The following is a 26980-nucleotide window of genomic DNA, read 5'->3' as shown; positions in this document are numbered from 1 at the left end:
AATCTACTTATTCTACTAAATTTATAGATATATATTTTGGAGAGGCTCCCATGAGACTGACTGCATTCCTGTCTGCTCTGTTTTTTGCCGTTACAGGTACGGCTATGGCTGAAACCGTGAAGATTGGTGTTGTGCCGGGTGTGTATGGTGATTCCGTTGCAGCGCTGGTACCTGAGGCAAAGGCTGCTGGCATTGATCTAGAGGTTATCGAGTTCAGCGACTGGACGACGCCGAACGAGGCGCTGAACGCCGGTGATCTCGATCTCAACTATTTCCAGCATGTGCCCTTTCTCACCAATGCCGTCAAACAGAAGGGCTATAACATCACGCCCATTGGTGTCGGCACCCTCGCCAATATTGGCATCTATTCCCTCAAGCATAAGGATTTTGCCAGCGTTCCGCAGGGGGCGACGGTTGCCATTGCCAATGACCCGGTCAATCAGGGGCGGGGCCTTCTGCTGTTGTCGAAGGGCGGATTGATCAAGCTGAAGGATGGTGTCGGCTTTCTCGGCACGCTGGATGACATCATCGACAATCCGAAGAAGGTCACGTTCAAGGAAGTCGAAGGGCCGCAACTCGCGCGCGTGACTGGCGATGTGGACCTGGCGCTAGGCTATCCACACTTCATTATTGCGGCCAAGACCTTTGACCCCGGCTCGGCTCTGATTTTCTCGGGCATTGATGACAAGCAGTTCGCAATCGTCTTCGCAGCCAACAAGGCCAAGGCAGACAATGCTTCCCTAAAGAAAGTGGTCGAGCTTTATCAGACGTCCAAAACGGTACGGGAGGCGATCGACAATGGCTTTGCCCACGATCCCAAGCTCTACACGATTGCGTGGGAAAAATGAGCGCCGTTCTTTTCGACGCGGCAGCTAATGTTATGCCCGTGGTGGGGGCCGATGCGCGCAGCGCTGGCGCCTCGGAAGCGTCATCCACGGGAAAGCCAGCGGCGGTTGCTGCTGGCTCCATTCGCTTTCAGGCGGTTGAAAAGATCTATGTTTCCTCGGTCGGCCCCGTAAAGGCTCTGACGGACATCACCATCGACGTGCCCGCTGGTTCTATCTTCGGCATCATCGGACGCTCGGGTGCTGGCAAGTCGAGCATGCTTCGCACGATCAATCGACTGGAGCGACCAACCAGCGGTCAGGTATTGGTCGATGGCGCGGATATTTCCACGTTCAATGAGGATCAGCTCGTGGCGCTGCGTCGCCGCGTCGGTATGATCTTCCAGCACTTCAACCTGCTGTCCGCCAAGACGGTGTTCGCCAATGTGGCGCTGCCGCTGGTGGTGGCCGGTGTGCCAAAGCAGGAGGTCAAAGAGAGGGTCGCGGAGGTTCTCAAGCTTGTGGGGCTTGGAGGCAAGGAAAACACTTATCCATCGCGCCTTTCCGGCGGACAGAAGCAGCGTGTCGGCATTGCCCGTGCGCTCGTCAGCCGCCCGGAAATCCTGCTCTGCGATGAGGCGACCTCAGCGCTCGATCCCGAAACGACCCTCTCAATTCTCTCCCTGTTGAAAGACATCAATCGGCGACTGGGTCTCACGATCGTTCTCATCACCCACGAGATGAGCGTTATCCGCGAGATCTGCGACCATGTTCTGGTGCTGGAAGCAGGGCGGATCGCCGAGACCGGACGTGTGTGGGAAGTGTTCGGCAATCCCCGTCATGAAGCAACGCGCTCTCTGTTGAAGCCGCTTGATCGTGGTCTACCGGAAGATCTGGCAGGACGCCTGGACTCGCAATGGAGCGGCAAGCCTGCGACAGCGCTGGTCGAATTTACCTATACGGGTGTTGGTGGTTTGCAGCCGGATCTCGGACGCCTTTTTGCGGTCCTCGGTGATGGAACGAACATCATCCAGAGCAATCTGGACCGCATACAGGGTCATGTCAGCGGAAGGCTGATCGTGGCAACGGCCGCACGCAGCGACCTTCACCATCTCATCGCCAATCCCGATCTGGCGCATGCAGCAAGGATCATTGGTTATGACGCCACAGATGTATGACCGCCTCTGGCATGCCTTTCTCGATACGCTGACGATGGTGGGTGTGTCTGCTATCGTGGCGCTTCTGGTGGGCATTCCGCTTGCCGTCTTTCTGGTGCTTTCTTCGCCTGGATGGCTTATTCACGCGCCGCGGTCCAATCGCGTACTGGGTGCTGTTATCAACGGTTTTCGCGCCACGCCCTTCATTGTGCTCCTGGTCGCCCTTTTGCCGTTCACGCGATTGGTGACAGGAACCAGCATTGGCGTGTGGGCCGCTATCGTGCCGCTGTCGATCAGCGCCACGCCGTTTTTTGCGAGGATCGCGGAGGTCAGCCTTCGCGAGGTGGAGCATGGTCTGATCGAGGCTGCTCAGGCCATTGGTTGCCGACGCCGGCATATCATCCGGCATGTGCTGCTTCCGGAAGCATTGCCCGGCTTGATCGGTGGCTTCACCATTACGATTGTCTCGATGATCGGCGCCTCTGCCATGGCCGGAGCCGTGGGGGCCGGGGGGCTTGGCGATATGGCGATCCGTTACGGTTACCAGCGCTTCGATACCACCGTGATGCTGGCTGTGATCGTGGTGCTGATCGCTACTGTCTGTCTTGTCCAGTTCGTTGGCGATACGGCGGTGCGCCGCTTGCGCGCCCGGTAATTTGGTTGAGTAATTTGATTGATTCAACGGAAGTGGAAGCGATGACCTTACCCCAGACGCATCCTGCCATGGTTGGCAGTTCTGAGACGCCGCCACGGCCAAGGCCTCCGAAGCCTGTCCATCGTATCCGTGATGATCGGGAAGCTATCGAAACTGCCCATGCGCTTGCCGAGACGGTCAAAGCTGGCGCGTCCGAAAGAGACAGGGAGCGTCGCCTGCCCTGGGAGGAGATCGAGGCGTATACGGCAAGCGGATTAGGGGCGATTACCATTCCGCGCAGCCATGGCGGAACGGGGGCCAGCTTCGAGACCCTGACCAAGGTGTTTGAAATCCTCTGCGCTGTGGATCCGGCATTTGGACAAATTCCGCAGAACCATTTTGGCGTTCTGGCCCTGGTCGATGATATCGGCAACGAAGCGCAGAAGACTCGGATCTACTCGGATGTTCTGGCAGGTTATCGCATCGGCAACGCCGGTCCGGCCAATATTATCTGAATGGCTGCCGGCCGCCCCGCCATGGCGCTATTTGACGACAGCCTTCCGATCTATTCAAAACTCTGGAAAAAGAATGTCCCTGCGTAAACAGATCCTGCTCAACGCCTTCAGCATGAATTGCGTCGGCCATATCAATCATGGCCTTTGGACGCATCCGCGCGATCGCTCGCACGAATACAAGCGGCTTTCCTATTGGACGGATCTGGCAAAAACGCTTGAGCGCGGCTTGTTTGACGGTATCTTCATCGCCGATATCGTTGGCGTCTACGATATCTACCAGTCCTCGGTGGATCTGACGCTGAGAGAGTCGATCCAGCTCCCCGTCAACGATCCGATCCTGCTTGTCTCGGCCATGGCGGCGGCCACGCAGCATCTTGGCTTCGGAATTACCGTTAATACCAGCGTCGAAGCGCCCTATACGTTTTCGCGGCGCATGTCGACGCTCGACCACCTGACCGACGGCCGCATCGGCTGGAACATCGTGACCGGCTATCTCGATAGCGCAGTCCGTGCGGTTGGCCAGACAGGCATGAACGAGCACGACACCCGCTATGACCGCGCCGATGACTACCTCGATGTGCTTTACAAGCTTTGGGAAGGCAGCTGGGCGGATGACGCCGTTGTTCTGGACAAAGCGCGCCGGGTCTTTGCGGAACCGGACCGCGTGCGGAAAATCCGTCATAACGGGCCCTACTATCAAAGCGAAGGCTATCATCTGGCAGAACCTTCGGCCCAGCGGACGCCTGTGCTCTACCAGGCAGGTACATCGGGTCGTGGCCGGCGGTTTGCGGGTCGTCATGCCGAATGCATCTTCATCAGTGCCAGCGACAAGGCGGCGGCGAAAAGAACATCCCGCGCCTTGCGGGAAGAGGCGGTCGCTGCCGGACGCCGACCGGAGGACATCAAGATCTTCGTTGGCATGACAGTTGTGCCGGGGCGCACCGCTTCGGAGGCGCAAGACAAGCTGGCGGACTATCTGGACCATGCCAGTCCGGAAGCGGGACTCGCCCATTTCGCGGCAGGCAGCGGTGTCGATTTCTCCCGTTTCGAACTGGATGATCAGATTGAATATGCGACAGGCAACGCTATCCAGTCCGTTACGCAACTGGCGCGGCAAAAGGGCTGGACGAAGCGACAGCTTTTGAAGGAATTGGCAATCGGCGGACGCTATCCGATCGTCGTCGGCGACGGTGCAAAAGTGGCCGAGGAACTGATTTCCTGGCTGGATGAAGGCGAGATCGATGGCTTCAATCTGGCGCGAACGGTGGTGCCTGAAAGCTATGTCGATTTCATCGATATCGTTGTGCCGGAACTACAGGCGCGCTCTGCTTATAAGACGGCCTATAATGGCGGCACGCTGCGAAGCCGCTTGTTTGGTGCAGGCGACAGGCTGCCGGATAACCATTACGGCAGCCAGTTTCGTCGATCTCAGGCAATTTGACCCACAGTAAGAGTAAGTACGCCTCCGAAATTTCCCCAGATGGGTTATCGTAGAGGCCATTATTGCATGTCCCGTGAATAAGACCGGCTGCTCTGGCTATTCTTCTGGGTTCAAGCCATCGGAGACCTCGAGAAGCGCATTAACGATCGCTTGGCCCAAGGCATGGCCTGCAACCTTGTCCGGTGCCGATCTCGCCGCAGCGTCGGCCGGCTCTAGCGCAATTAATCCATCTTCAATCGACTGCGATGACACCTTGCCGGTTTCGATAAAATCAAGAAAGGTGGATGAACGTGTCGGTGGAAAACCAATAAAACTGCCGACGAATGCGCGGCTCCGGCAGCAATATGCCGCAGCCGGTCTGGCGGAACGAAATCCCACTCTGAGGAGTCTTACCTTCTACCAAAGCGCAAGAATTGCTCTATTTTATTTGCCGCTATGGAGGATGTATGACTGAAAAATCAACCGTGAAAGCGCAGACGGGTGTAGAGGGTCTGGATGACATTTTGTCCGGCGGTCTTTCCCGCCGTCACGTTTTTCTGCTCGAAGGGGCGCCCGGCTCTGGAAAGACCACCATTGCCCTGCAATTTCTCCTCGAGGGCGCCGGAATTGGCGAGCGCTGTCTCTACATCACCTTGTCGGAGACCGAGGAAGAGTTGCGAGACAGCGCTCTTTCGCACGGAAAAGACATTGGCGATCAAGTGGAGATTTTTGAGCTTGTGCCTCCGGAGAGCCTTCTCGATGCAGATCAGCAGCAGAGCCTTCTATACTCCTCCGACCTTGAGCTTGGCGAAACGACCAAGTTGATTTTCGAGGCATTCGAACGCGTGAAGCCGCATCGCGTGGTCATCGACAGTCTGTCGGAGATCAGATTGCTGGCGCAGAGTTCGCTTCGCTACCGCCGCCAGATCCTGGCGCTCAAACACTTTTTTTCTCGCTCGGATGCGACTGTGCTGTTGCTTGACGACATGACCTCCGACGCGATGGACAAGACGGTTCATAGTGTGGTTCACGGGGTCATTCACCTCGAACAACTCGCTCCCGACTACGGCTCCGAGCGCCGCAGGTTGAGGGTCCTCAAATATCGCGGGCAATCCTTTCGTGGTGGCTATCATGACTTTGTCATCAAGACCGGCGGCGTTTCGGTGTTTCCGCGATTGCGCGCCATCGAGCACAAGTCAGGCTTCGAGCGGACGCTTCTGGAAAGTGGGATAGGCGAGTTTGACGACCTGCTTGGAGGTGGCATTGCGCGCGGCTCCAGCACATTGCTGATCGGGCCTGCGGGCACCGGCAAAAGTCTGTTTGCATTGCAATTTGTCGAAGCCGCCGTGGAGCGTGGCGAGCGGGCGGCCATCTTCGTCTTTGACGAAGAACTTGGCCTGCTGTTTTCGCGCACCAAGGCGATGGGCCTCGACCTTGAGGCCATGCGCGACAGAGGACAGATCCACATCGAGCAACTTGATGCCGCCGAATTGTCTCCTGGCGAATTCGCGCAGCGCGTCAGAGACAGGGTCGCGACTTTCCAGGCGAGGACCGTCGTTATCGATAGTATAAATGGTTATCAGGCCGCCATGCCGGAAGAGAACGCTCTTATCCTGCATATGCATGAGCTGTTGCAGTATTTGAACAGGCAGGGCGCCAATACATTCATTACCGTTGCGCAGCATGGCCTCGTTGGCGATATGAAATCGCCGGTGGATGTGACCTATCTTGCTGATACCGTGATCCTGCTCCGCTATTTTGAAGCGGAAGGTAGGGTCCGTCGAGCGATCTCCGTTATCAAGAAACGCACGGGCCACCACGAAGATATGATCCGCGAATATACGATCGGTTCGAGGGGGCTGACCCTCGGGAAGCCACTGTCTGGCTTTCGAGGAATCCTGCACGGCGTTCCGCTGTTTGTTGGAGATCAGCAGCCTTTCCTGGAGACGTCTGAGGAGGAGGGGGCCCATTCCTGACCGCGATCTACCCGGCCTGATCCATGCTCCACTAGGGCGCGATGCGCAAATTGCTGCAGCGCTGCTGCAGGAGGCGGGCGTGGCGGCGAAAATTTCTCCAACGCTTGAGGCGTTGGTGATGAGCCTGGACGATAATGTGGCATTTGCCGTCATGACGGAGGAAGCTCTTCGTTCGGTGGATCTGCGTCCGCTTTCGGCATGGGTGGAGGCGCAACCGAGTTGGTCGGACCTTCCTTTTATCATTCTGACTGCGCGCGGCGGCGGACCCGATCGTAATCCTGCCGCAGCCCGACTGTCGAAGGTTCTCGGCAATGTCAGCTTTATCGAGCGGCCCTTCCATGCGACCACCTTTATCAGTGCGGCCCGCTCGGCAGTGCGGGGCCGATATCGGCAATACGAAGCGCGCATCCGCATGGAGGAACTGGATGACGGAGAACGGCGTCTTCAAACTGCTCTGAAGGCGGGTCGGCTCGGTACCTGGGAGCTGGATCTGAAGACAAAGGTCTTGACCACGTCAGCTACCTGCAGGGAAATATTTGGCCGCGGGCCACATGATGGCTTTACCTACGAGGATCTCCTGCGGGCGATCCATCCCCAGGACGTGGAGCGGGTGAAGGACATCGCGCGCAGGGCGATAGAGACCGGGGCGGACTACGCGATTGCGTGCCGTACCGTCTGGCCGGATGGTTCTATACACGGAGCGGAATTCCGCGCGCAGCTTCAACGGGACCGGATTGGTCAGTCTGTGAGGCTTGCGGGTGTGTCTGCGGATGTAACCGAGCGGCTGCAAGCAGAAGAACAGCAACGCCATCTGAATGAAGTCCTTGAAGAGCGGGTGACCGAGCGGACGCGTGAATTGGAAGAGGCCCATGGGCGCGTGCTTGCGGAGGTCAGCCAACGGCAAAGGGCTGAGGAGCAGCTTCGACAGGCCCAGAAGATGGAAGCGATCGGCCAGCTCACGGGTGGCGTGGCGCACGACTTCAACAATCTCCTCATGGCCGTTCTCGGCAATCTTGAACTCCTGCAAAGACATGTCGCTGGCGATGATAAAGCGATGCGACTGATAAATGGCGCCTTGCAGGGCGCTCAGCGCGGGGCGTCGCTCACCCAGCGTCTGCTCGCCTTTGCCCGCAGGCAAGACCTTCAGGTTGGGCCTGTCGACCTTGGCGGTTTGGTAACGGGCATGGCGGATTTGCTGAAGCGATCGGTTGGGTCAAGGGTTGCCGTTGACGTCACCATTCCCGAGCGCCTGCCATCTGTGTTGGCCGATGCCAATCAGGTGGAACTTGCTCTCCTCAATCTCGCCGTCAATGCTCGCGACGCGATGCCGAATGGCGGCACGATCCGCGTTGAGCTGAAGGAAGCTGAACAGGCGGAAGAGGTCGATGGGCTTGCCAGGGGGCGCTATGTCGTCCTGTCCGTCATCGACCAAGGGCTCGGGATGGACGCCGAGACGCTGCAAAAAGCTATCGAGCCATTCTTCTCGACCAAGGAAGTAGGGAAGGGTACGGGCCTTGGTCTATCCATGATCCATGGTCTTGCCTTGCAGCTGAACGGCCGATTGAAGCTTACAAGCGCTCCAGGCCAGGGAACAACGGCTGAACTATGGATTCCTGTCTCGACAGCCGCGGTTCCGGAACTACAGCAGCCTGCTGCAATTGACAGCAGGATGGGTGACGTCGGGCCACGGCGTATCTTGTTGGTCGATGACGACGCTCTTATTGCCATGAGTGCCGCCGATATGCTCAGCGATCTCGGCCATGAGGTCGTCGAAGCCTATTCCGGGAAGGAAGCTCTGGCGTTAATGGACCGCGGCACCACTTTCGACCTTTTGATCACCGATTACTCCATGCCCGGTATGACGGGAGCTGAACTCGTCAAAGCTGCGCGCGACCGAGTGCCCGGTCTGCCCATCCTCATGGCGTCGGGCTATGCCGACTTGCCGTCTGGCGTCGAAATTGACGTGGCCCGTCTCGGAAAGCCATATACCCAGGAGCAACTCGCCTCCATGCTCAAGAAGCTCTTGTAAGGCTTGGCGTAAGGCATTGTTCTCCCGATTGAGAGAATGCAGACCGGTTTTGACGGATGCCTGGCACACTTCGGGCATCCGTCAATCTCCTGCGCAGGTCCAAGGACTGCGACGCGAGTGCGGTATCAGGCGGAGCGCCTGAAGGCCTGTGGCGCACGGGCCGGGGAAGCGTTCTGCCTCCGGTCGCCAGTTTCGAACTTGCCGACCAGGGTGAAGAGACCATCTGCTTCCATGGCGAGAGAATGGCTAGCGGCGGTGGATTCCTCGACCATGGCGGCGTTCTGTTGCGTGCCCTGATCCATCTGCGAGACGGCGAGATTGATTTCCTTGATCCCGGTTGCCTGCTCGCGGGAGGCTTCGACGATCGACAGGACGTTAATGCTGATATCTTTGACCTGATTGACGATCGTAGCCAGCGCCTGACCTGTTTCGCCCACGAGGTTGACGCCGTTGGTGACGTGGCCGCCGGATTTGGCAATCAGCCCCTTGATGTCCTTTGCTGCGCTTGCCGAGCGTTGTGCCAGTTCGCGCACTTCCTGGGCCACCACGGCAAATCCCTTGCCGGCGTCGCCGGCGCGGGCGGCTTCGACCCCGGCGTTGAGAGCCAGGAGATTGGTCTGGAAAGCGATCTCGTCGATGACACCGATAATGTTGGAAATGGCGTTGGAAGAGGCTTCGATTTCATTCATGGCCGTGATTGCCCGGGTGACGACGGCGCCAGACTGTTCGGCATTTTCCCGGGTTGCGCGCACCAGACGGCCGGCTTCTTCAGCCCTGCGGGTGGTGTCTGCGACGGTGGTGGTGATCTGTTCCAGCGCCGCAGCGGTTTCCTCGACCGAGGCCGCCTGCTGTTCGGTGCGCTTTGCCAGATCATCGGCCGAGGCGCGGATTTGGCTGGAGCCGGCGGCTATCGCCTGGGCATTGCCGCTCACCTGCACGATGACGTCTTCAAGATGCGTGACCGCGCCATTAAAATCGACACGGATCTTGTCCAAGCGGGCGGCGAAGGCTTCGTTGATCCGGTAATTCAGTTTGCCCTGTGCCAGCGCGCCAAGGCCGGCTGCCAGTGTATCGACGGCAAACTGGACCTCCGCTGCTTCTTCGGCCTGTTGCCGTTCGCGCTCAAGCCGTTCCCGTTCTGTCATCGACCTATTGGTTTCGGCATCGGCCTCGAGCCGGATGCGCTCTTGGGCGTTGGCTTTGAACACGGCGACGGAGCGGACCATCTCGCCGATTTCGCTACTATCAGGGGCAATATCAAGCGGCGCGTCGGCATCGCCGGAGGCAAGTCGGCGCATCGTCGCGACAATCCGGCCGACCGGGCCGGTAATCGAGCGGGTGACAATGGCGGCAAGGAGGGCAACGAGCGCCAAGGCGCCGAGGGAGGCCAGGACCGAGAGGATCAGGCCGCTGCGGGCGGAGGCAGCGGTTTCTTCTGCAAAGGCGCTGAGTTCGGCGCCGGTCTGGTCCTCGACGGTCTTCAAGGCGTTGATGCGATTGGTTGCCGCCTTATACCAGTCTTCCCCCTTGACCTCCTGCAACGAACCGCCGAAGGGGCTGTTGAGGGCGACGGTCCGCTGGCGGTCCACCTGTTTGCCGGCTTCGCCGGTCAAGGCCTCCTGCAGTGCTTTGCGCTCGGCGGCATTGGCATAGCTGTTGAACACCGCGAAATAGGTATTCTGCATGGCGCCGAATTTGACGAACTGCTGATAGCCGAGGGGGCTAAACGTGCCACTGGCAAAGGCCGCGGTTCCGACGGTTCTTTCCTGGCCGGCACGCTCTTTGCCCTGCAACAGGGCGGAATAGGCAACGATGCGGTTTGAGATGCGGCTGTCGGTAGTCAACGCACTCATGGATTCGATCAGTTGGATCAGGCTGCCGATGGTGTCGGCGAAATAGGCGGCAACCTCAGGCACCGTTGCTTTCAGCGATGAGACATCGCTGCGCATGGTCGTCAGCCGGTCGAGCTTGGCTTTTGTGTCGCGTGCCATGTCGCGCAGGGCCGGGCCACCGGCCGCGTCGGCTGCCGTCAGGTTGAGTGCATTGAAGCGCTGGGTTGCTGCATCGACCAGTGCCCGCTGCTTTTCCAGCAAGGTTGCAAATTCGCCCTGACCATTCGCGCCGATAAAGCCGGCAGATGCGCCGCGCTCTTTTTGGATTTCATGGACAAGACCACCAATTACGGGCGCCATCGCCGCAATGTCAGCAACCGATTTGGCCTGGGACACGATGTCGAGCCGTCTAACATTATCCTGTACGACGGCGCCAAGCAGGGCGATGGATGGGATGGCTGCGACAATGACGATACGCGTGCCGATTTTCAAATTACCGATCATATTCAACTTGGTCTCACCCTAACTGTTCTCAAGCAGCTCGGACTCCGGCAAGCTTGATAAAAATCAATTTTCAGTATGTTTTTAGGGGTAAGCGGTTGAGATTTGATTAGCACATAGACATGAATTGAAATTAATGCACAAAAATTCAGCAATTTTGACGGGAGCTATTCGCTTGCTTCACGTCACAGGGGGCCGGGGGTCGGGTCGTCTTGACAGAAAAAATGGCCCGCCCCGTAGGGCGGACCATTCATCAATTGAGCGCAGGTCATAAAGCCTATCAGAAGTCCATGCCAGCGCCGGCCGGCAGGGCAGGGGTGGTCGTCGCTTCCTTCTTTGGCTTTTCGGCTATCATCGCTTCCGTGGTGACCAGCAGACCGGCAACGGACGCAGCGTCCTGCAGCGCGGTCCGCACCACCTTGGCCGGGTCGATCACGCCCTGGGTGAAGAGGTCGCCATATTCGCCGGTCTGTGCATTCCAGCCGAAGGAGAACTCTTCCTTTTCACGCAGCTTGCCGACAATGATCGAGCCTTCGGCGCCAGCATTTTCCGCGATCTGGCGCACCGGTGCCTCAATGGCGCGGCGGATGATGTCGATGCCGACGCGCTGGTCGTCATTGGCAAAGGTCAGACTGTCCAGTGCCTTGGTTGCCCGCAGCAGAGCGACGCCACCACCGGGCAAAATGCCTTCTTCGACGGCAGCGCGGGTGGCGTGCAGGGCATCGTCGACCCGGTCCTTCTTTTCCTTCACTTCGACTTCCGTCGAGCCGCCAACGCGGATCACGGCAACGCCGCCAGCGAGCTTGGCCAGGCGCTCCTGCAGCTTCTCGCGGTCATAGTCGGAGGTGGTTTCTTCGATCTGAGCACGGATCTGGGCGGTGCGGCCTTCGATATCGGCCTTGGAACCGACACCGTCGATGATCGTGGTGTTTTCCTTCTCGATCACCACCTTCTTGGCGCGGCCAAGCATGGTGAGGCTGACGTTTTCGAGCTTGATGCCGAGGTCTTCGGAAATGACGGTACCGCCGGTCAGGATGGCGATATCTTCCAGCATCGCCTTGCGACGATCGCCGAAGCCGGGAGCCTTGACGGCAGCGATCTTCAGGCCACCGCGCAGCTTGTTGACGACGAGGGTGGCGAGCGCTTCGCCTTCGACATCTTCCGCGATGATCAGCAGCGGCTTGCCCGACTGCACCACGGCTTCCAGTACCGGCAGCATGGCTTGCAGGTTGGAGAGCTTCTTCTCATGGATCAGGATATAGGGATCTTCCAGTTCGACCCGCATCTTGTCCTGGTTGGTGACGAAATAGGGCGAGAGATAGCCACGGTCGAATTGCATGCCTTCGACCACTTCTAACTCGGTCTCTGCGGTCTTGGCCTCTTCGACGGTGATTACGCCTTCATTGCCGACCTTTTCCATGGCCTCGGCGAGATAACGGCCAATCTCCGCATCGCCATTGGCGGAAATCGTGCCAACCTGGGCGATTTCGGAGTTCTTGGAGATCTTGCGGGCATTGGTCTTCAGGTTCTTGACGACGGCGTCGACGGCAAGATCGATGCCGCGCTTAAGGTCCATCGGGTTCAGGCCCGAGGCCACCGCCTTGGCGCCTTCGCGCACGATGGCCTGGGCCAGAACCGTTGCGGTCGTGGTGCCGTCGCCGGCGAGGTCATTGGTTTTCGAGGCCACTTCGCGCAGCATCTGCGCGCCCATGTTCTCGAATTTGTCTTCCAGTTCGATTTCCTTGGCGACTGAAACGCCATCCTTGGTGATGCGCGGCGCGCCGAAGGATTTGTCGATCACGACATTGCGGCCCTTGGGACCGAGCGTGACCTTGACGGCATTGGCGAGAACGTCGACGCCGCGCAGCATGCGTTCGCGCGCATCGGTGTGGAATTTGACTTCTTTTGCAGCCATTTCGTTTAACTCCTCAATAGGCAGCTATCTGACTGATGGTCTTCAATACCTGACTCAAGCAGCGCTCTTCAGCTGGGCCTGGGCTTCGATAATGCCCATGACATCGCTTTCCTTCATGATCAGCAGTTCTTCGCCGTTGATCTTGATTTCCGTGCCGGACCATTTGCCAAACAGGATGCGATCGCCAACCTTGACGTCGAGCGGCTGGATCTGGCCGGCCTCGTTGCGCGCACCGGAGCCAACGGCAATCACTTCGCCTTCCTGCGGCTTTTCCTTTGCTGTGTCGGGAATGATGATGCCGCCTTTGGTCTTTTGCTCGGATTCGACGCGGCGGACGAGAATGCGGTCATGAAGCGGTCGGAACGTCATGTTTTCCTCCATGGACAAACGATGATGATCAATAGTTCCCCTGAAACAGTTTTCTCAACGCAAACCGTTCCATCGTCCGGACCGGGAGACCAGTCCGGAGCGGGCGCCGATCCTCCATGCGAAGCGATCGGCGGCGCAAGATTTGGTTTCGGTGAAATCGCTATTCAAGAGATCAGCGCAAAAAAATCAGCACTCGCGGATTTTGGCTGCTAACATCATGAAAAGAAATGACAAAAATTTTTGGGGATGGTGTTTTTCGTTGAAATTCCGCGCTGTTTGAGTCAGCCTTGATGGTTGTCACAAAACGGAGATCTTGCATGCGATTTTCATCAGATCTGGAGCGACAGCTCAACGGGTATGGCTTGACCACCGCCCATATTCTCTACCGCATTCCCGATTTCGAATCCGTGCTGCAGACCTATGTCTGGCAGGATTACGACCTTGCCCCTGACTTCCCCGAGATGCGCAAATTCCTGGATTTCTGGCAGGCCAATCTCGACGGCCCTTTGCATTCGATCCGCTACAGCCACAAGCGCCTGATCGGCCCAAACGAGTGGCGCCAGATCGATGGGGAATTCCAGGTTCACTGAGGTCTTGTTCCACTTGCTCGCCCGGTCTTGAACGGCGGTTTTCGACTTCCTAATTGCTAAGCAGGGCGCAGTCTGCGCCCGCCGAGGCTTGATGAGCTCGGCGAGAAGACCTTTGTGTCCGCATGTACTGGGACATGGAATTTGTGGAGTATGGCAATGGAAGAAAAGATTGGGACCATCAGGGATTTGAGCATCGAGGAACGCGAGGAGATTTTGGTCGACATGGCCAGGCTGCTGGAAGGGACGGCCCGCGAGGCCTTCGTCGAAGGCGACCGGCAGTTCGCAACCATCTCAAGTAATATGGCCAATGCTATCCGGTTCAATGCCGATGAACTGGCTCGTGACGATGTGGATGCTTCGCAACAGGTCCTGGAACAGGCGGCCGCCATGCTCTCTGAATTCCAGGCGGCCCATCCCTATCGGCCAGTCAGCATGGCGATCCACTGATCAAAACGCGTATCGCGGCAAGCGCGGTCACCGCGGTCACATCATGCTGCGCGTCTCGATATGGCTGCCGTCGCGGTCCTTACGGACGTAGAAGCCATTGGGAATGGCTTCCTGCACCAGCGGCACATGCGAAATAAGGCCGACGGATCGGTTCTGGCTGGCGAGGCTGTTGAGCGCTTGCAACACCAGATCGAGCGTGCCGGAGCCGTTTTCCGTGTCGAGCGAGCCGAAGCCTTCATCAAGAAAAATCGTATCGAGCCGAACCTTGCCGCTGGCGCTTTCCACCACATCGGCAAGGCCGAGCGCAAGCGCCAGGGCTGCAATAAAGGTCTCGCCGCCGGACAGGGTCGCAGTCGGGCGTGCCTTGCCGGTATGGACGTCGAAGGCGAGGATGCCGAGCCCACGCTTGCCGCGTCCGCCGGATTCGATATCCCGCTCCAGCCTGTAGCGACCATTGGTCATCGGACCCAGTCGCAGATTGGCGGCGCGCAACACCTGTTCGAACATGGTGCCGATGGCGAAGGTCTCCAGCTTCAGCTTCTGCCGGTTCTGCGCATCGAACAGCGCTGACATTTCGCGCAAGGGGCCGGATGCGGCTTCGGCCTCGTCCAGCCGGCGGGCGATATCCGACAAGTCTTGACGCAGCCGCTGCAAATGTTGGGCGCGGGCGGCCGTCGCCGCGCGCTCATCGGAGGCCGCCTTCAACGCGGCCTCCGCGACAGCGCGTCCGGCCTCGAGGGCCGCAATGTCAGGCTGCTCCTTGCCGACAAGCGCTGTTTCCAGCTCCGCGAGCCGCTCGCCGATCCGATGCAGTTCCCGTTGATGTTCCTCGATCACTCCCTTGTCACGGTCGAGTGTCGCAATGGCCGGTTTCAGTCGCTGCAGATCGGTGCGGGTCAACGCGGCCTCTGTGAGCCGGGTCTCGAAAATTGTAATTTCCCGTTGCATCCGCTCCTGCCGGTCAGTGAGCCGGTTTTCGCCGGCTTCGCGGTCCTTGCGGGCCGCAAGGGCTGCCTCGCGAGTTTCGGTAGCGGATTGCTCGCTTTGGAGGAGGGCCTTTTCCCTGTTCGCCAGCAGCTCTGTAGATTGCCGCAACCGGCGGTCCAGCACGGCGGGATCGCGCAAGACAGGATCGATACCGTCAAGCATGTCGGCCAGTCGCGCTTGCAGCGTGCTCGTCTCGGTTTTCGAGGTGGCAAGCAGATCGCGGCGCCTGTGCAATTCGGCGTCGGCTTCGGCAATGTTTTTTGCAAAGGCCTCCAGGCGGGCTTCTGCCATGGCGATGTCGATTGCCGGTCCCAGCGCCTTCAGCGCGCCGCCGGTCTCCTCCCAGTCCTGACGCAGCGCTTGGGTATCGCGTTCCGGCCGCTCCAATTCCGATAGCTGCCGTTCCCGCTCGACGATGGTCGCATCTGCCGAAGCGATGTTTGCTGCCCCCGTTTGTTCGTCGCGATAGGCGGCGTCCATCGCCTGCTTTGCCTGGCGGAATGCCTGGTCGAGGCCGGCGTGGCGGCTGTCGCCCTCGGCGGGCTGCGGATGGTCGGTGGCGCCGCAGACCGGGCAGGGGGCGCCCGGCGCAAGCTTTGCCGCGAGGTGCAGGGCCTGGGCCGAGGCCAGCCGGCGTTCGGCGGCCTCGAACTGGGTAGCCGCCTCGGCACTGGCCTTTTGGCGCTCGGCCTGACGGTGCATTTCGTCTTGTTGGCGACGGCGCGCCTGGGTGAGATCCCGTTCGGCGCGCTCCAGCATTTCTGCCTGCTTCAAATCGCGCTCCAGCGTCGCAAGCCTTGCTGTCAGCACCTGGCGCTGGTCCTGGACAAGGCGCGCCTGTTTCAGAGCCTGTTCCTCGCCTTGCCGCTTGGCGATCCGCCGGGCGAGATCGGTTTCAAGCGTCTCGAATGCGTCCTTGATTTCGCCGGTGTAGCGCTGTGCCGCCTCGAGTTCGCCGGCAAGCCCGGCTGCTTTCGCCAGCATGTCACGGTCACGCTGCAATTGCTCGATGCTGCGCCTGAGGGCGTCCATCTCTTGCCTGCCGGCAAGATGCTGGCGATGGAGATCACTGGCCTGCTGCGCCTTGTCGAATGCCCTGGTCTCCAGTGTCTTGAGGTTTTCGAGACTGGTCTTTGCCGCGTTCCACTCGCGCTCGGCCTCGACGACCCGATCTTCGTTTTCGGCCAGCACGCGTGCGCGTTCGGCCGCCGTCACTTGCGCCTTGAGGGCGGTAATTTCTGGCGCGCGGTCGAGACTGCGCTGTTGTGCCTGTCGAGCCTGAGCGGCGGCCTTGAACAGGTCGTCGGTGGCGCGGGCCTCATGCAGTTGCGCTTGGGCAGCGGCGAGATCAGCTCGGCGATGCTGCTCGGTCTGCAGCTTTTCGTCGAATTGGGCAGCGGCCTCGGCAATGCCTTGGTCGAGTGCCGCCATGCTCTCGAAACCATCGGCGGCAAGGCGGCCAAGGCAGACGGCCCGTTCGTCACGCACCTGGCGTTCGGCGACCTCTGCCTCGGTCTTCAGCTTGCCCGCGAGCCTGCGATACAGTGAGACATCGAAAAGGGCACCAAGGATATCCTGGCGCTCCTGGGTCTTGGCGGCAAGAAAGGCTTCAAACCGTCCCTGCGGCAACAGCACGATCTGCTTGAACTGCTCGGGGCCATAGCCGAGCAGGTTGGTGACGGCCTCGCGTACCAGGCCGACCTTCTTTTCCGCAAGACGCTTGCCGGGTTTGTCGGCGCCGATATCCGCAAGCGGCAGACCGGTGGCATCGAACAACCAGGCCTCATGGGCATCGCGGGTTTCGCCGCCGCCACGCTGTTTCGGCCGCATCTGGTCGGGACGGCGGCGGATGAAATAGCGGCGCTCGCCGAGTTCGAAGACGAATTCGACTTCGGTCGGCAGGTCGGGCGCGGCGTGGTCGGAGCGCAGTGAGATCGTTTCCTGCTCGGACCGCGCCGCCTCGCCAAACAGCGCAAAGCTCATGGCGCTGAAAATCGTCGATTTGCCCGATCCGGTCTGGCCATAGATGCCGAACAGGCCAGCTGCGACGGCTTCCTGAAAGTCGATCACCTGGCGTCCGGCATAGGGGCCGAAAGCCTGCAACACCAGACGGACAGGTCTCATGCGGCATTCTCCTCGGTATCGAGATCGGCGAGCGCCACCTTCACCAGGTCGGTTTCGGCATTCGAAAGAGGCTCGTCACGGACCTGTTCGACAAAATCGGCAATCACCTGCATGGGATCGGCGGGCGCTGCATGACTGATGGCGAATTTCAGCTCCGGCGCCCGCTCGTCCCTGGCATAGCTGAGCTGGCAGGCATTGGGAAACACCTCGCGCAGCCGCCGCATCGGGTCGATCTGCGGGGTGGTATCGGTCAGCACGGCTTTGATGATGTCGTGAGACGGCGGCTGCATGAGCAGTTCGGCCAGCGTGCCGCGCAGCAGGCGTACGGCGCGCGGCGGGCTGAAAGCAATGATCTCGGTCTGGACCTTGCCCCCGCCATCGAGATCAACCACCGTCATCGATTTCTGCTCGTGGGCCTCGCCAAAGCTGAAGGCGAGCGGCGAGCCGGAATAGCGGATGTGGTCGCCGCCCACCGTCTGTGGCCGGTGCAGATGGCCGAGTGCCACATAATGGGCGCCGGCGAAGGTCTCGGGCGAGACGGTCTCGATGCCGCCGACACGCGCAAGCGGCCGCTCGCTCTCGCCGCTTTCGCCACCGGCGACGAAGGCATGGGCGATCACCACCCAGCGGGCACCAGCCGGAAGGAGGGCGCGGGCGTCGGCTATCTGGGCGGACAGCACATCCTGGGGCATGGCGATGGTCGGATCGGAAAAACAGTCGCGGGCGGCATATTCATAGGCAAAGGGCAGGGCGGAAAATGCCACCGGTCCGTGGCTATCCTCCAGCACGAGGGGAGGGGCAGCACGCAGCAGCGGTCCCTGGATCAGGGCGCGGCGGCGGTCGGTCATCACGGCCATGGAGCCTATGCGGTCGGCAGAATCGTGATTGCCGGCAATCATCGCAACGGCAGCCTCCGTTTCGCTCGCAACCCGTGACAGGAAGTGGTTGAACTGGCGTACGGCCGTTGCCGGTGGCGCTGCGCGGTCAAAGATATCGCCGGCAATGATCAGAATATCCGCGCGTGTAGCAATCAGCGCGTCCAGGATCTGGTCGAGAATGACGGCATGATCCTCCTCCAGCGACAAACCGTTCAGCTGGCGCCCGAGATGCAGGTCGGCTGTATGAAGGATTTTCATGAGGTTGCAATCCGGCTCATTTTCATGTCCTTCGTTCTAGCGGCATATGATATTCTGCTCCAGGCGAAAGCACGTGCGCAGAGGCTTATCCCGCGCTCATTGCGGGGAGGAGATGGGTGGTAATGCCTGTTTGGTGGTCACCGATCATCACTTTTGTGCAGTGCGGCGGTTTTTTTGCTAGACTGGTGGGCAGGGTGGCTTTCCGGCAGCGCTGCTTGTCCTTATAAACAACTCTCTTGAATGGACGGCGCCAGGCGCTCTCCGGCACGAACCGTGGTCCCGCGTGATTAGCAGCTGATGGAAAAAAGCCTACTCCTCTACATATGGCGGCATACGCGCAAGCAGCAGATCTGGGTTCTGGCGGTGGTTCTGCTGTCGATGGTTCCCTACTTTCTGGCTTTCGATCTGCCCAAGCGCATTATCAACGGACCGATCCAGGGGAGCGGCTTCGAGTCGCCCGATGCCCACCAGTCGCTGTTTGCCTTCAACTGGACCGTGCCTTTCACCGATTGGTCCTTGAACTTCGGCGGCATTCCGCTTGACCGAATGTCGAGCCTGATGGCGCTGAGCGGCGTTTTCCTGTTGCTCGTCATCATCAACGGCCTGTTCAAATTCTACATCAATACCTACAAGGGCCGGCTCGGCGAGCGGCTGCTGCGCCGTATCCGTTACGAACTGGTCGACCGGGTCCTGCGCTTCCCGCCAAGCTATGTGAAGCAGATCCACTCCTCCGAAGTCTCGACCATGGTTCGCGACGAGGTGGAACCTTTCGGCGGCTTTACCGGTGATGCCTTCGTGCAGCCGACCATGCTGGGCGGGCAGGCGCTGGCGGCGCTGTTTTTCATTTTTCTGCAAAGCTTCTGGCTCGGCATGATCGCCGGCGCCATGGTCGGCCTGCAAATCGGCATTATTCCGAAAATGCGTCGGCGCCTGCTGATCCTCGGTCGCCAGCGCCAGCTCCAGGCCCGGCAATTGGCTGGCAAGGTCGGCGAGATCGTCGATGGTGTCGGTACGATCCACGCTTACGACACCTCCAACTATGAGCGAGCCGATATTTCACGCAGGCTCGGCGAGATCTTCAAGATCCGCTACGAGCTTTACCGCTGGAAGTTCTTCGTCAAATTCTTCAACAACTTCCTCTCGCAGCTGACGCCGTTTCTGTTCTATTCCATCGGCGGCTATTTTGCGCTGAAAGGCAGTCTTGACGTCGGCCAGCTGGTCGCTGTTATCAATGCCTACAAGGACCTACCCGGTCCCCTCAAGGAACTGATCGACTGGGATCAGTCGCGTCAGGACGTTCAGGTCAAATACGAACAGGTGCTCGAACAGTTCGAGCCAGCCCAAATGATCGAGCCGGCCCTGCAGGCGATGGCGCCGCCCGGCCCGACAGCTCATCCCGGCCAGATCGTCTTCCAGAACGTGACGCTGCTCGACGGTGGTGGCGCCAAGGTGCTTGAGAATTTCAATCTGAAGATCGGCCCTGGTGAGACGATAGCCGCTATCGACAATCATGGCGTCGGCGCTGAGATTATGGCGGAAGCGATTGGCCGACTGAATTGGCCGGTGTCGGGCAAGGTGACCCTTGGCGATGTGGACCTGCTGGAATTGCCAGAATCGGTGACTGGGCGGACGATCTCCTACGTCTCGGCCGATGGTTATTTCTTCCACGGCAGTCTCAAGGAAAACCTGATCTACGGCCTGAAGCATGCGCCGACCAATTCGGTTCATTATTCCGGGCGCGAGGCGATCCGGCGTCGCTGGGACCTCAAGGAAGCACAACTGTCTGACAACAGTGACCTGGATACCAATGCCGACTGGATCGACCGGCGCGCGACGTCGGTACTGAGCGGCGAACCGACCGATCTGAAAAACTCGATCCTGACGGCGCTGGATGCGGTGCAGCTGACCCAGGACGTCATGGAACTTGCCTTGCATTCCGTTGTCGATCCCCACGACTACCCCGATCTGACGGAAAAGGTGGTGGAACTGCGGCTGGCCCTGCGCGACGAGTTGCAGCGCAGGGGCATGGCCAATCTCGTGGTGCATTTCGATCCCAGTGCTTACAATGCCGAGGCCACGGTGGGCGAAAACCTGCTGTTCGGCACGATGCGGCCCCTCTCGGAAGGGCCTGTTTTTGTGCATCAAAGCGATTACTTCTACGACGTGCTTGAGCGCGCCAACCTGCTCAGCCTGTTCTATGAAATGGGCTTCATGATTGCCGAGAACCTGGTGGAAATCTTCGGCGGCCTCCCGGCCGATCATCCGTTCTTCCAGCAGCTCGACGTACTCAACTCGGACGATGTGATCTTCTACCAGCAGATCCTCCAGCGCCTGCAGAGCCGCGCTCGGCCGGAGCCGACGGAAGAAGAGCAGCGTGCAATGATCCGGCTGTCCTTCAATTATGTCGAGCCGCGCTATCGTTTGGGCGTGCTGACACCTGATGTGATGGACAAGATCGTGGCGGCGCGCGACCTGTTCCACGACAATCTATCGTCGGACCTCCGCCGCAGCATCGAGCGCTACGATCCGCATCGCTACATGGCGGCGGCGACGCTGCGCGAGAACGTGATTTTCGGCAAGCTCGTCCATCGCAATCCAGAGGCGCTGGGCCAGTTCCGGGACCTCGCCGGCCAACTCAGCGCGCAGAAAGGTCTGCGTGAGCGCTTTCTGGCGCTCGGCCTCGAGTTTGACATCGGCAGCGGTGGACGGAGACTGACGATCGTCCAGCGTCACAAGCTCAACCTCGCGCGGGCGCTGGTGCGCCGTTGCGACTATTATATCTTCAACAAGGCACTGCCTGGGCTGGATGCCCGTGTTCAAGAGGATATTGTTAAGGATGTGCTTGCATTTTTGCGCGAGCAGGACAATGATCCCTCAATCCTTTGGGTTTTATCGAACATGTCATTGTCAAAAAACTTTGATCGTGTTCTGATACTCGACAACGGTTCCTTGGCTGCGGACGGCTCGTTCGAGGCTTTGGGCAATGAAAATGATATTTTCAAGTCGCTGGTGGCATGAGGGGACAGGCCACCGAAAACCGGGAAGTGGGTGGCAGGCATGTTGTTGAAGGACGAAGTTCAGCTTTTACGGAATATCCCGTATTTTAAGCAGGTTGATCCGTGTAAATTGAAGCTTCTGGCCTTTGCCTCGCAACGCGCGACCTATAGCGCTGGCGACATGTTGTTCCAGCAGGGTGATAGTGGCGACGCTGCCTATGTCATTCTATCTGGAAAAGTTCATCTCGTGACCAATACCCCTGACGGCGAGGCGATGGTTGGTGAGGCGGAAAGCCAATCGATCATTGGTGAGATGTCGTTGCTCTGCAACAGACCCCGCCGAATGAGCGCACGCGCTATAACCAATGTCGAAGTTCTCCGCATCGCCAAGGACTGTCTTGGCAAGGTCATGGCCGACAGCCCACGCATGAGCATGGAATTCAGCCGCGCCCTTGCGGAGCGTCTTCGTGCTACCACGTCGGAACTCGACACCATCCGCAACAGGCAGCTTTCCCTGGTCGAATAGCGGTACTCGCTAAGCACCCCTTCTATCTCTGTCGTTTCCGGCGGATTTGAGGCAATTGCTGCAAGTGCTTAGTTCTGTTCAAAAACACCCGCAGATGTCCCGCTGTCTTCAAGCCAGACGGCGATAGAAGAAATAGCGATCCTTTTCGATGTGTTCGAGGATCGGCAGTGGTTGCAGGGCCTGGTGTTCAAGTGGCAGGCCACTCAGCGCGTAGCCGCCCGGCCGCAGCATTCCCGCCACCATATCAGGCAGCCAGGTCAGCGTCACCGCATCCTTGTCTGGATAGCCGGTGCCGATATCGGCATGGACGAAGGCTGCCTCAGCGCCGATGAAGGTTTGTCCGGTCTCGACGATTTCCCCGAGGACCAGATCTTCTTGTGGCGGGATAGAGCTGCCATGGGCGCCAAGCTGCCTGTCGAAGGCGACGATGCGGCGGCCAGGGAAATTTTCCCGCAGATGGCTGAAGGTGCGGCCATTGCCAAGGCCGATTTCCAGCACCGGACCTTCGGGCAGCGGATAGGCGTCGCGCACATGGTTGAGAAGATCGCGCTGCGCACTCATGCGGTTGATGAAACTGTCGAGACGGCTCATGGGATCATGCCTTGACGATGGTTGGATGGTTGGCGGCGGACCCGTCAGGGCCATTGCTTTGTCCGAGGCCTTCGCCGGCAATGCCACGACGCGCCATGGCGTTACGGGTGTCGACGATCAACGGGCAGCAGTCCGCCAGTTGCTGGTAGTCGATCGTGTCGTGATCGGTGGCGATCAGCACGGCGTCGAAGCCGGCAAGAGTGTCTGCGCTCCACTCGACGCTGCGGCGACCCTTGAGGTGGCCATATTCGCGGGTTCGCGGAATTTCCGGCAGGAAGGGATCGTGATAGGCCACCTCGGCGCCGCGCTCCAGGATCAGTTCCATCAGCTTCAGCGAGGGGCTTTCCCTGATATCAGGCACGTTTTTCTTGTAGGCAAGACCGAGGATCAGCACGCGCGAGCGGCTCAGCGCCTTGCCTGCCTTGCGGTCCAGCGCCTCTGCCAGCTTTTCCAGGACGTAATGCGGCATGAAGGTATTGATCTCGCCCGCAAGCTCGATGAACCGGGTCGGCTGGTCGTATTCGCGCGATTTCCAGGTGAGATAGAAGGGGTCGATCGGGATGCAGTGGCCGCCAAGACCGGGGCCGGGATAGAAGGGCATATAGCCGAAAGGCTTGGTCTTGGCCGCGTCGATCACTTCCCAGACGTCAATGCCCATGGCGTCGTAGACCAGTTTCAGCTCATTGACTAAGGCGATGTTGACGGCGCGAAAGATGTTTTCGGTGAGCTTGACGGCTTCTGCCGTGGCGGTGGATGAGACAGGCACGACGGTCATGACCACGGCGCCGTAGAAGGCCTGCATCAAAGCCGAGGCCTCGGCGCCGTCGCCGGCAACGATCTTCGGAATGGTCGAGGTTTCGAATTCGCGGTTGCCGGGATCTTCCCGCTCCGGCGAAAAGCCGAGGAAGAAATGCTCGCCGGCCCTGAGTTCAGACTGTTCGAGGATCGGCTTGACCACATCCTGGGTCGTGCCGGGATAGGTGGTTGATTCCAGCACGATCAACTGGCCGGGGCGCAGTGACTTGGCAATTTGCCGGCAGGTGTTTTCGACATAGGAAAGATCGGGATCGCGGTTCTTGGTCAGCGGCGTCGGCACGCAGATGGCGATCACGTCGTAATCGGCCAGCGCCAGGAAATCGGTGGTGGCGGCAAAGCGGCCTGCCTCACATTCGGCCCGCAGGATCGGTTCCGGCACGGCTTCGATATAGCTTTTGCCTTCGTCGATGGCGTCGATCTTGCTCGCATCGATGTCGAAACCCATCACCGTGAAGCCGGCCCGGGCAATGCTGATGGCTAGCGGCAGGCCAACATAGCCGAGCCCGATAACCGCAGCCTTGGCGCGGCGCGACTCGATGGCCGATAGCAATTCGGCGGCAAGGGGATGATGGGACATGGCTCGATAAGCTCCGCAGGCGTTTCGGTCTCAGCCTCAGTTGCGGTCCATACCTTGGGATGTCAAGGGTAAGCTGAAATATTGATCGTCCATGAACACTGATGTGATCGTCTATGGGATTGCGGGTCAAATTCACTGCGCCCCCTTGCAACAGGCAAAGGTCTCTGCACAGTGCGGGTCATGAAAATTGCTTTTTATGCGCCGTTGAAATCGCCTGATCATCCCGTGCCATCGGGCGACCGGTTGATGGCACGGCTGTTGTTGCAGGCGCTACGCCTGGCGGGACACACGGTTCACGTCGCCTCTGATCTGCGCAGCTTTCACGCCACGCCGGAGACGGTGTTGCCGGATCTGGAGCTGGTGGCGTGGGAGGAAATTGCGCGGTTATCGGCGCTCTATGCCGAGGAGGGGCCGCCGGATCTGTGGTTTTGCTATCATCCTTATTACAAGGCGCCTGATCTGATTGGGCCGGAGCTTTGCAAGCAATTCTCGGTGCCCTATGTCACGGCCGAGGCGTCCTATTCCAAGCGCCGCAATCTCGGTGTCTGGGCTGAATTTCAGGCCATGTTGCTCGCCAATGTCGAGACTGCGGCGCTCAATCTCTGCCTGACCGGCCGCGATCTAGCTGGGTTGCAGGCGGTGGCGCCTGACGCGAACTATGCCAGACTTCCCCCCTTTATCGATGCGACAGCCTTTCTGGCGCGCGAACCGGTGCCGCAGCCAGGCGTGCTCGCTGTTGTGGCGATGATGCGGCCGGGCGACAAGCTGATGAGTTATACGGCGCTTGCCAAGGCGCTCACCCTGCTGCCCGATCTCGATTGGCAATTGCAGGTGGTTGGAGACGGGCCGTGCCGTGGTGAGGTCGAGGGGTTGTTTTCGCAATTTGCGGCTGGCCGCGTGACCTTCCTGGGCGAGCAGTCGCCTGATGGTGTTGCCGAGGTGCTGTCCAGGGCCAGCCTCTATGTCTGGCCGGGCCATGGCGAGGCCTATGGTCTTGCCTATCTCGAGGCTCAGGCGGCGGGCCTGCCTGTCGTGGCCGAAGCCGTGGCCGGTGTGCCTGAAGTGGTGACGCCTGAGGTGACCGGGGTGTTGACGCCACCTGGCGATGCGCCAGCTTTTGCTGAGGCAATCCGCACGCTGCTGACTGATTCCGCCAGGCGCGAGGCGATGGCTGTGGCTGCCCGGCAGATGGTGCGGGAACAGCGCTCGCTTGCTGCGGCTAGCGCCAGGCTTTCGGCGCAGCTCGGCGATTTTGTAAAGGAAGATGCAAGGGAGACCCGGCATGTCTGAAACCCTGCTGAAAGCGCGGCTCAATGCTTTGGCCGTAAACGGACGCACCGTACAGTTCTGGCTGCGTGACGACGATGCGGTCGAACCGACGCCAGCACTCGACCAGCTGCTCACGCTCACCCGGCGCTTTCGCGTGCCCCTGGCGCTGGCTGTCATTCCGGAACCCACAGGCGAGGTGCTGGCGGATCACCTGCGGTCACAGGACCATGTTACGGTCACCGTGCATGGCTGGAGCCACCGCAGCTATGCACCTCCAGGCGAAAAGAAGCGCGAACTCGGCCTCCATCGTCCGGCATCGGTGGTGCTAGGCGAACTCAAGGACGGGTTCGACAAGCTCAGCGCCCTGCACGGGCCGCGCTTCCAGCCGATGCTGGTGCCACCCTGGAACAGGGTCGATGCGGCGCTGTTGCCAGCGCTGCCTGATCTTGGCTACCGGGCGCTGTCGGTGTTCGGGCGCGAGGATCAGACGCTATCGCTCGCCTGTCTCAACACCCATGTGGATGTAATGGATTGGCATGGTACGCGCGGCGGCCGCGATGCTGACGTGCTGTTTGCTGAGATTGCCGGTTGGCTTGCCGAAGGAGGAGAACCGCTTGGCGCGGTCGGCATCCTCACCCACCATCTCGTGCATGATGCCGCTGTCTGGACGTTTCTGGAGCGGCTGTTTTCCCTCACATCAGGGCATCCGGCCTGCCAATGGATGGGTGTGCGGGAGCTTCTCGCTTCACCATGATTTCCAGAGGATCAGCAGCCCGCCATGCCGGTCCTGCACCGTGGCGCGGGCAGCCTCGACGGCGCTGAATGGTGCCTTGCGGGCAAGGCTTGCCGCCACCAGCCCGCCGCCGGCCAGCGAGACGCTGGCACTTCGGGCAATGACGCTGAACAGCAGCGGCCCTGTCGTCCACCAGGCAGGCGCACCGGGCAGCAGTGCTATGGCCTTGGGCATGGCGTCGATAAGCCTGTCGAAAACGGGATGGCCCGGCGGCGTCGCAATGAAGGAATTGGCAAGCAGCAGATTACCAAGCCCTGTCTGCCGGGCGATGTCCTCGGCCATGGCGGTAAGGCCGATCAGCGGCATGAGATCGGCAAAACTCAGATCGTCGCGCGCCGGGTAGAAGTCGCAATCCAGATAGATGCCGCCATACCGCTGGAGGATGAGGTAGCGCATGGCATCGACCGCGCCCGGATAATCACCGGCTGCCAGCATGGCACGGAAACTGTCGTCACCTTCCAGTCCTTCGGCCTCGACATCCGCTTCACGCCACAGCCGATAGGTCAGCCCGTGGCGTGCGGCGTGCTCGGCCCAAGCCGCGCAGGCCGGTGGCTGCGGCAGGGGGCCGAGCCATATCTGGTGCAGCACCGGCGGCACCGGCTCACGGTTCAGCGCGGTAATTGAGCGCCGTTCCTCTGTCGAAAATCGGGAAAAAGGCAGCAGCAGTTCCGGTGGCGGCACGGCCGTCTGCTGCAGGCCGAGAACATCGATCCTGTCTTTTTCGATTTTTGCCAGCTTCAGATAGGCCGAATGCAGCTTGCGCGGCAGCCCGTGCACGGTGAGGGGACCGAGATCGCCGTCGCGCAGCAGCGCCTCGTCTTGGCGGACGGCATCAAGCAGCGCTCTCGCTTTGCTCAGGTTACCGTTTTTCGCCTCGACCAGACTGGCCTCGATGGCCGTCCGGCTTGTTTGTCTTGCGGATTTGATGTCGTCCACGGGGTCCATCGGCCGAGTTG

Annotated in this window: 23 protein-coding genes; 14 read left to right on the top strand and 9 right to left on the bottom strand. The window is 59.8% G+C overall.

Annotated features, from left to right (window positions below):
• Positions 1-50 precede the first annotated feature (50 nt).
• The 5 genes from BJF91_RS16815 to BJF91_RS16795 all read left to right on the top strand — a co-directional run bounded on the left by BJF91_RS16815 (position 51) and on the right by BJF91_RS16795 (position 4571).
• Positions 51-848 carry a MetQ/NlpA family ABC transporter substrate-binding protein gene (locus BJF91_RS16815; RefSeq protein ID WP_075615565.1) on the top strand — a complete coding sequence of 266 codons (798 nt, stop codon included), beginning with the start codon at positions 51-53 and terminating at the stop codon, positions 846-848.
• Positions 845-2002, top strand: coding sequence for a methionine ABC transporter ATP-binding protein (locus tag BJF91_RS16810; RefSeq protein WP_075615564.1), 1158 nt, complete (start codon positions 845-847; stop codon positions 2000-2002). The genes BJF91_RS16815 and BJF91_RS16810 overlap by 4 nt, the downstream gene beginning before the upstream one ends.
• Positions 1983-2636, top strand: coding sequence for a methionine ABC transporter permease (locus BJF91_RS16805; RefSeq protein ID WP_075615563.1), 654 nt, complete (start codon positions 1983-1985; stop codon positions 2634-2636). Before BJF91_RS16810 ends, BJF91_RS16805 begins: the two co-directional genes overlap by 20 nt.
• Before the next feature lie 41 nt (positions 2637-2677).
• Positions 2678-3130: an acyl-CoA dehydrogenase family protein gene (locus BJF91_RS16800; protein ID WP_075615562.1), complete on the top strand. Its 453-nt coding sequence runs from the start codon at positions 2678-2680 to the stop codon at positions 3128-3130.
• Between the two features lie 73 nt (positions 3131-3203).
• Positions 3204-4571 (top strand): LLM class flavin-dependent oxidoreductase, encoded by a 1368-nt coding sequence (locus tag BJF91_RS16795; protein ID WP_075615561.1) that lies wholly within the window; start codon positions 3204-3206, stop codon positions 4569-4571.
• Positions 4572-4667: 96 nt separating this feature from the next.
• On the opposite strand, the gene BJF91_RS16790 is transcribed toward BJF91_RS16795, so the two are convergent.
• Positions 4668-4949 (bottom strand): hypothetical protein, encoded by a 282-nt coding sequence (locus BJF91_RS16790; protein ID WP_075615560.1) that lies wholly within the window; start codon positions 4947-4949, stop codon positions 4668-4670.
• A 68-nt stretch (positions 4950-5017) separates the two neighbouring features.
• On the opposite strand from BJF91_RS16790, the gene BJF91_RS16785 reads away from it, so the two are divergent.
• On the top strand, positions 5018-6526 hold the full coding sequence (locus tag BJF91_RS16785; protein WP_075615559.1) for an ATPase domain-containing protein: 1509 nt from the start codon (positions 5018-5020) through the stop codon (positions 6524-6526).
• Positions 6527-6644: 118 nt separating this feature from the next.
• Positions 6645-8555 (top strand): hybrid sensor histidine kinase/response regulator, encoded by a 1911-nt coding sequence (locus BJF91_RS16780; RefSeq protein WP_234801654.1) that lies wholly within the window; start codon positions 6645-6647, stop codon positions 8553-8555.
• A 125-nt stretch (positions 8556-8680) separates the two neighbouring features.
• Here the strand turns inward: BJF91_RS16780 and BJF91_RS16775 are convergent, their stop codons facing one another.
• The 3 genes from BJF91_RS16775 to groES all read right to left on the bottom strand — a co-directional run bounded on the left by BJF91_RS16775 (position 8681) and on the right by groES (position 13172).
• Positions 8681-10891 carry a methyl-accepting chemotaxis protein gene (locus BJF91_RS16775; protein WP_075615558.1) on the bottom strand — a complete coding sequence of 737 codons (2211 nt, stop codon included), beginning with the start codon at positions 10889-10891 and terminating at the stop codon, positions 8681-8683.
• Between the two features lie 277 nt (positions 10892-11168).
• Complete coding sequence (gene groL / locus BJF91_RS16770; RefSeq protein ID WP_075615557.1) at positions 11169-12803, bottom strand: chaperonin GroEL; 1635 nt, start codon at positions 12801-12803, stop codon at positions 11169-11171.
• Positions 12804-12857: 54 nt separating this feature from the next.
• Complete coding sequence (groES, locus tag BJF91_RS16765; RefSeq protein WP_075615556.1) at positions 12858-13172, bottom strand: co-chaperone GroES; 315 nt, start codon at positions 13170-13172, stop codon at positions 12858-12860.
• 21 nt (positions 13173-13193) lie between these two features.
• Here groES and BJF91_RS24830 point away from each other — a divergent pair, with 21 nt between their 5' ends.
• The 3 genes from BJF91_RS24830 to BJF91_RS16755 all read left to right on the top strand — a co-directional run bounded on the left by BJF91_RS24830 (position 13194) and on the right by BJF91_RS16755 (position 14209).
• Positions 13194-13385, top strand: coding sequence for a hypothetical protein (locus BJF91_RS24830; RefSeq protein WP_139310719.1), 192 nt, complete (start codon positions 13194-13196; stop codon positions 13383-13385).
• Between the two features lie 104 nt (positions 13386-13489).
• Positions 13490-13762, top strand: a complete 273-nt coding sequence (locus BJF91_RS16760; RefSeq protein ID WP_075615555.1) for an usg protein — start codon at positions 13490-13492, stop codon at positions 13760-13762.
• A 156-nt stretch (positions 13763-13918) separates the two neighbouring features.
• Positions 13919-14209, top strand: coding sequence for a hypothetical protein (locus BJF91_RS16755; protein WP_075615554.1), 291 nt, complete (start codon positions 13919-13921; stop codon positions 14207-14209).
• A gap of 36 nt (positions 14210-14245) precedes the next feature.
• Here BJF91_RS16755 and BJF91_RS16750 read toward each other — a convergent pair whose 3' ends face one another.
• Both BJF91_RS16750 and BJF91_RS16745 read right to left on the bottom strand, forming a co-directional pair.
• Entirely contained in the window at positions 14246-17320 is a 3075-nt protein-coding gene (locus BJF91_RS16750; RefSeq protein WP_075615553.1) for an AAA family ATPase, read from the bottom strand.
• Positions 17317-18456 carry an exonuclease SbcCD subunit D gene (locus BJF91_RS16745; protein WP_075615552.1) on the bottom strand — a complete coding sequence of 380 codons (1140 nt, stop codon included), beginning with the start codon at positions 18454-18456 and terminating at the stop codon, positions 17317-17319. The genes BJF91_RS16750 and BJF91_RS16745 overlap by 4 nt, the downstream gene beginning before the upstream one ends.
• Before the next feature lie 297 nt (positions 18457-18753).
• Here BJF91_RS16745 and BJF91_RS16740 point away from each other — a divergent pair, with 297 nt between their 5' ends.
• The gene (locus BJF91_RS16740) at positions 18754-21474 is read left to right on the top strand and encodes an ABC transporter transmembrane domain-containing protein (RefSeq protein WP_075615551.1); all 2721 of its coding nucleotides are present in this window, start codon (positions 18754-18756) and stop codon (positions 21472-21474) included.
• Between the two features lie 39 nt (positions 21475-21513).
• Complete coding sequence (locus tag BJF91_RS16735) at positions 21514-21978, top strand: Crp/Fnr family transcriptional regulator (RefSeq protein ID WP_075615550.1); 465 nt, start codon at positions 21514-21516, stop codon at positions 21976-21978.
• Between the two features lie 108 nt (positions 21979-22086).
• Here BJF91_RS16735 and BJF91_RS16730 read toward each other — a convergent pair whose 3' ends face one another.
• Together BJF91_RS16730 and BJF91_RS16725 are read right to left on the bottom strand one after the other, a co-directional pair.
• Complete coding sequence (locus BJF91_RS16730; protein WP_075615549.1) at positions 22087-22569, bottom strand: class I SAM-dependent methyltransferase; 483 nt, start codon at positions 22567-22569, stop codon at positions 22087-22089.
• A 4-nt stretch (positions 22570-22573) separates the two neighbouring features.
• Positions 22574-23962, bottom strand: coding sequence for a nucleotide sugar dehydrogenase (locus BJF91_RS16725; RefSeq protein ID WP_075615548.1), 1389 nt, complete (start codon positions 23960-23962; stop codon positions 22574-22576).
• Between the two features lie 180 nt (positions 23963-24142).
• On the opposite strand from BJF91_RS16725, the gene BJF91_RS16720 reads away from it, so the two are divergent.
• Together BJF91_RS16720 and BJF91_RS16715 are read left to right on the top strand one after the other, a co-directional pair.
• Positions 24143-25252 (top strand): glycosyltransferase family 4 protein, encoded by a 1110-nt coding sequence (locus BJF91_RS16720; protein ID WP_075615547.1) that lies wholly within the window; start codon positions 24143-24145, stop codon positions 25250-25252.
• Positions 25245-25985, top strand: coding sequence for a polysaccharide deacetylase family protein (locus BJF91_RS16715; RefSeq protein ID WP_075615546.1), 741 nt, complete (start codon positions 25245-25247; stop codon positions 25983-25985). The genes BJF91_RS16720 and BJF91_RS16715 overlap by 8 nt, the downstream gene beginning before the upstream one ends.
• Here BJF91_RS16715 and BJF91_RS16710 read toward each other — a convergent pair.
• A complete protein-coding gene (locus BJF91_RS16710; RefSeq protein ID WP_407639895.1) occupies positions 25977-26918 on the bottom strand; it encodes a glycosyltransferase in 942 nt (313 codons plus the stop codon). The two genes, BJF91_RS16715 and BJF91_RS16710, sit on opposite strands and share 9 nt — an antisense overlap.
• Positions 26919-26980 lie beyond the last annotated feature (62 nt).

Source organism: Gillisella taibaishanensis (genome assembly GCF_001938985.1).
Lineage (GTDB): Bacteria > Pseudomonadota > Alphaproteobacteria > Rhizobiales > Rhizobiaceae > Allorhizobium > Allorhizobium taibaishanense.
Note: the sequence above shows the minus strand (reverse complement) of the source record. Positions and strands in the feature narration are given on the sequence as shown.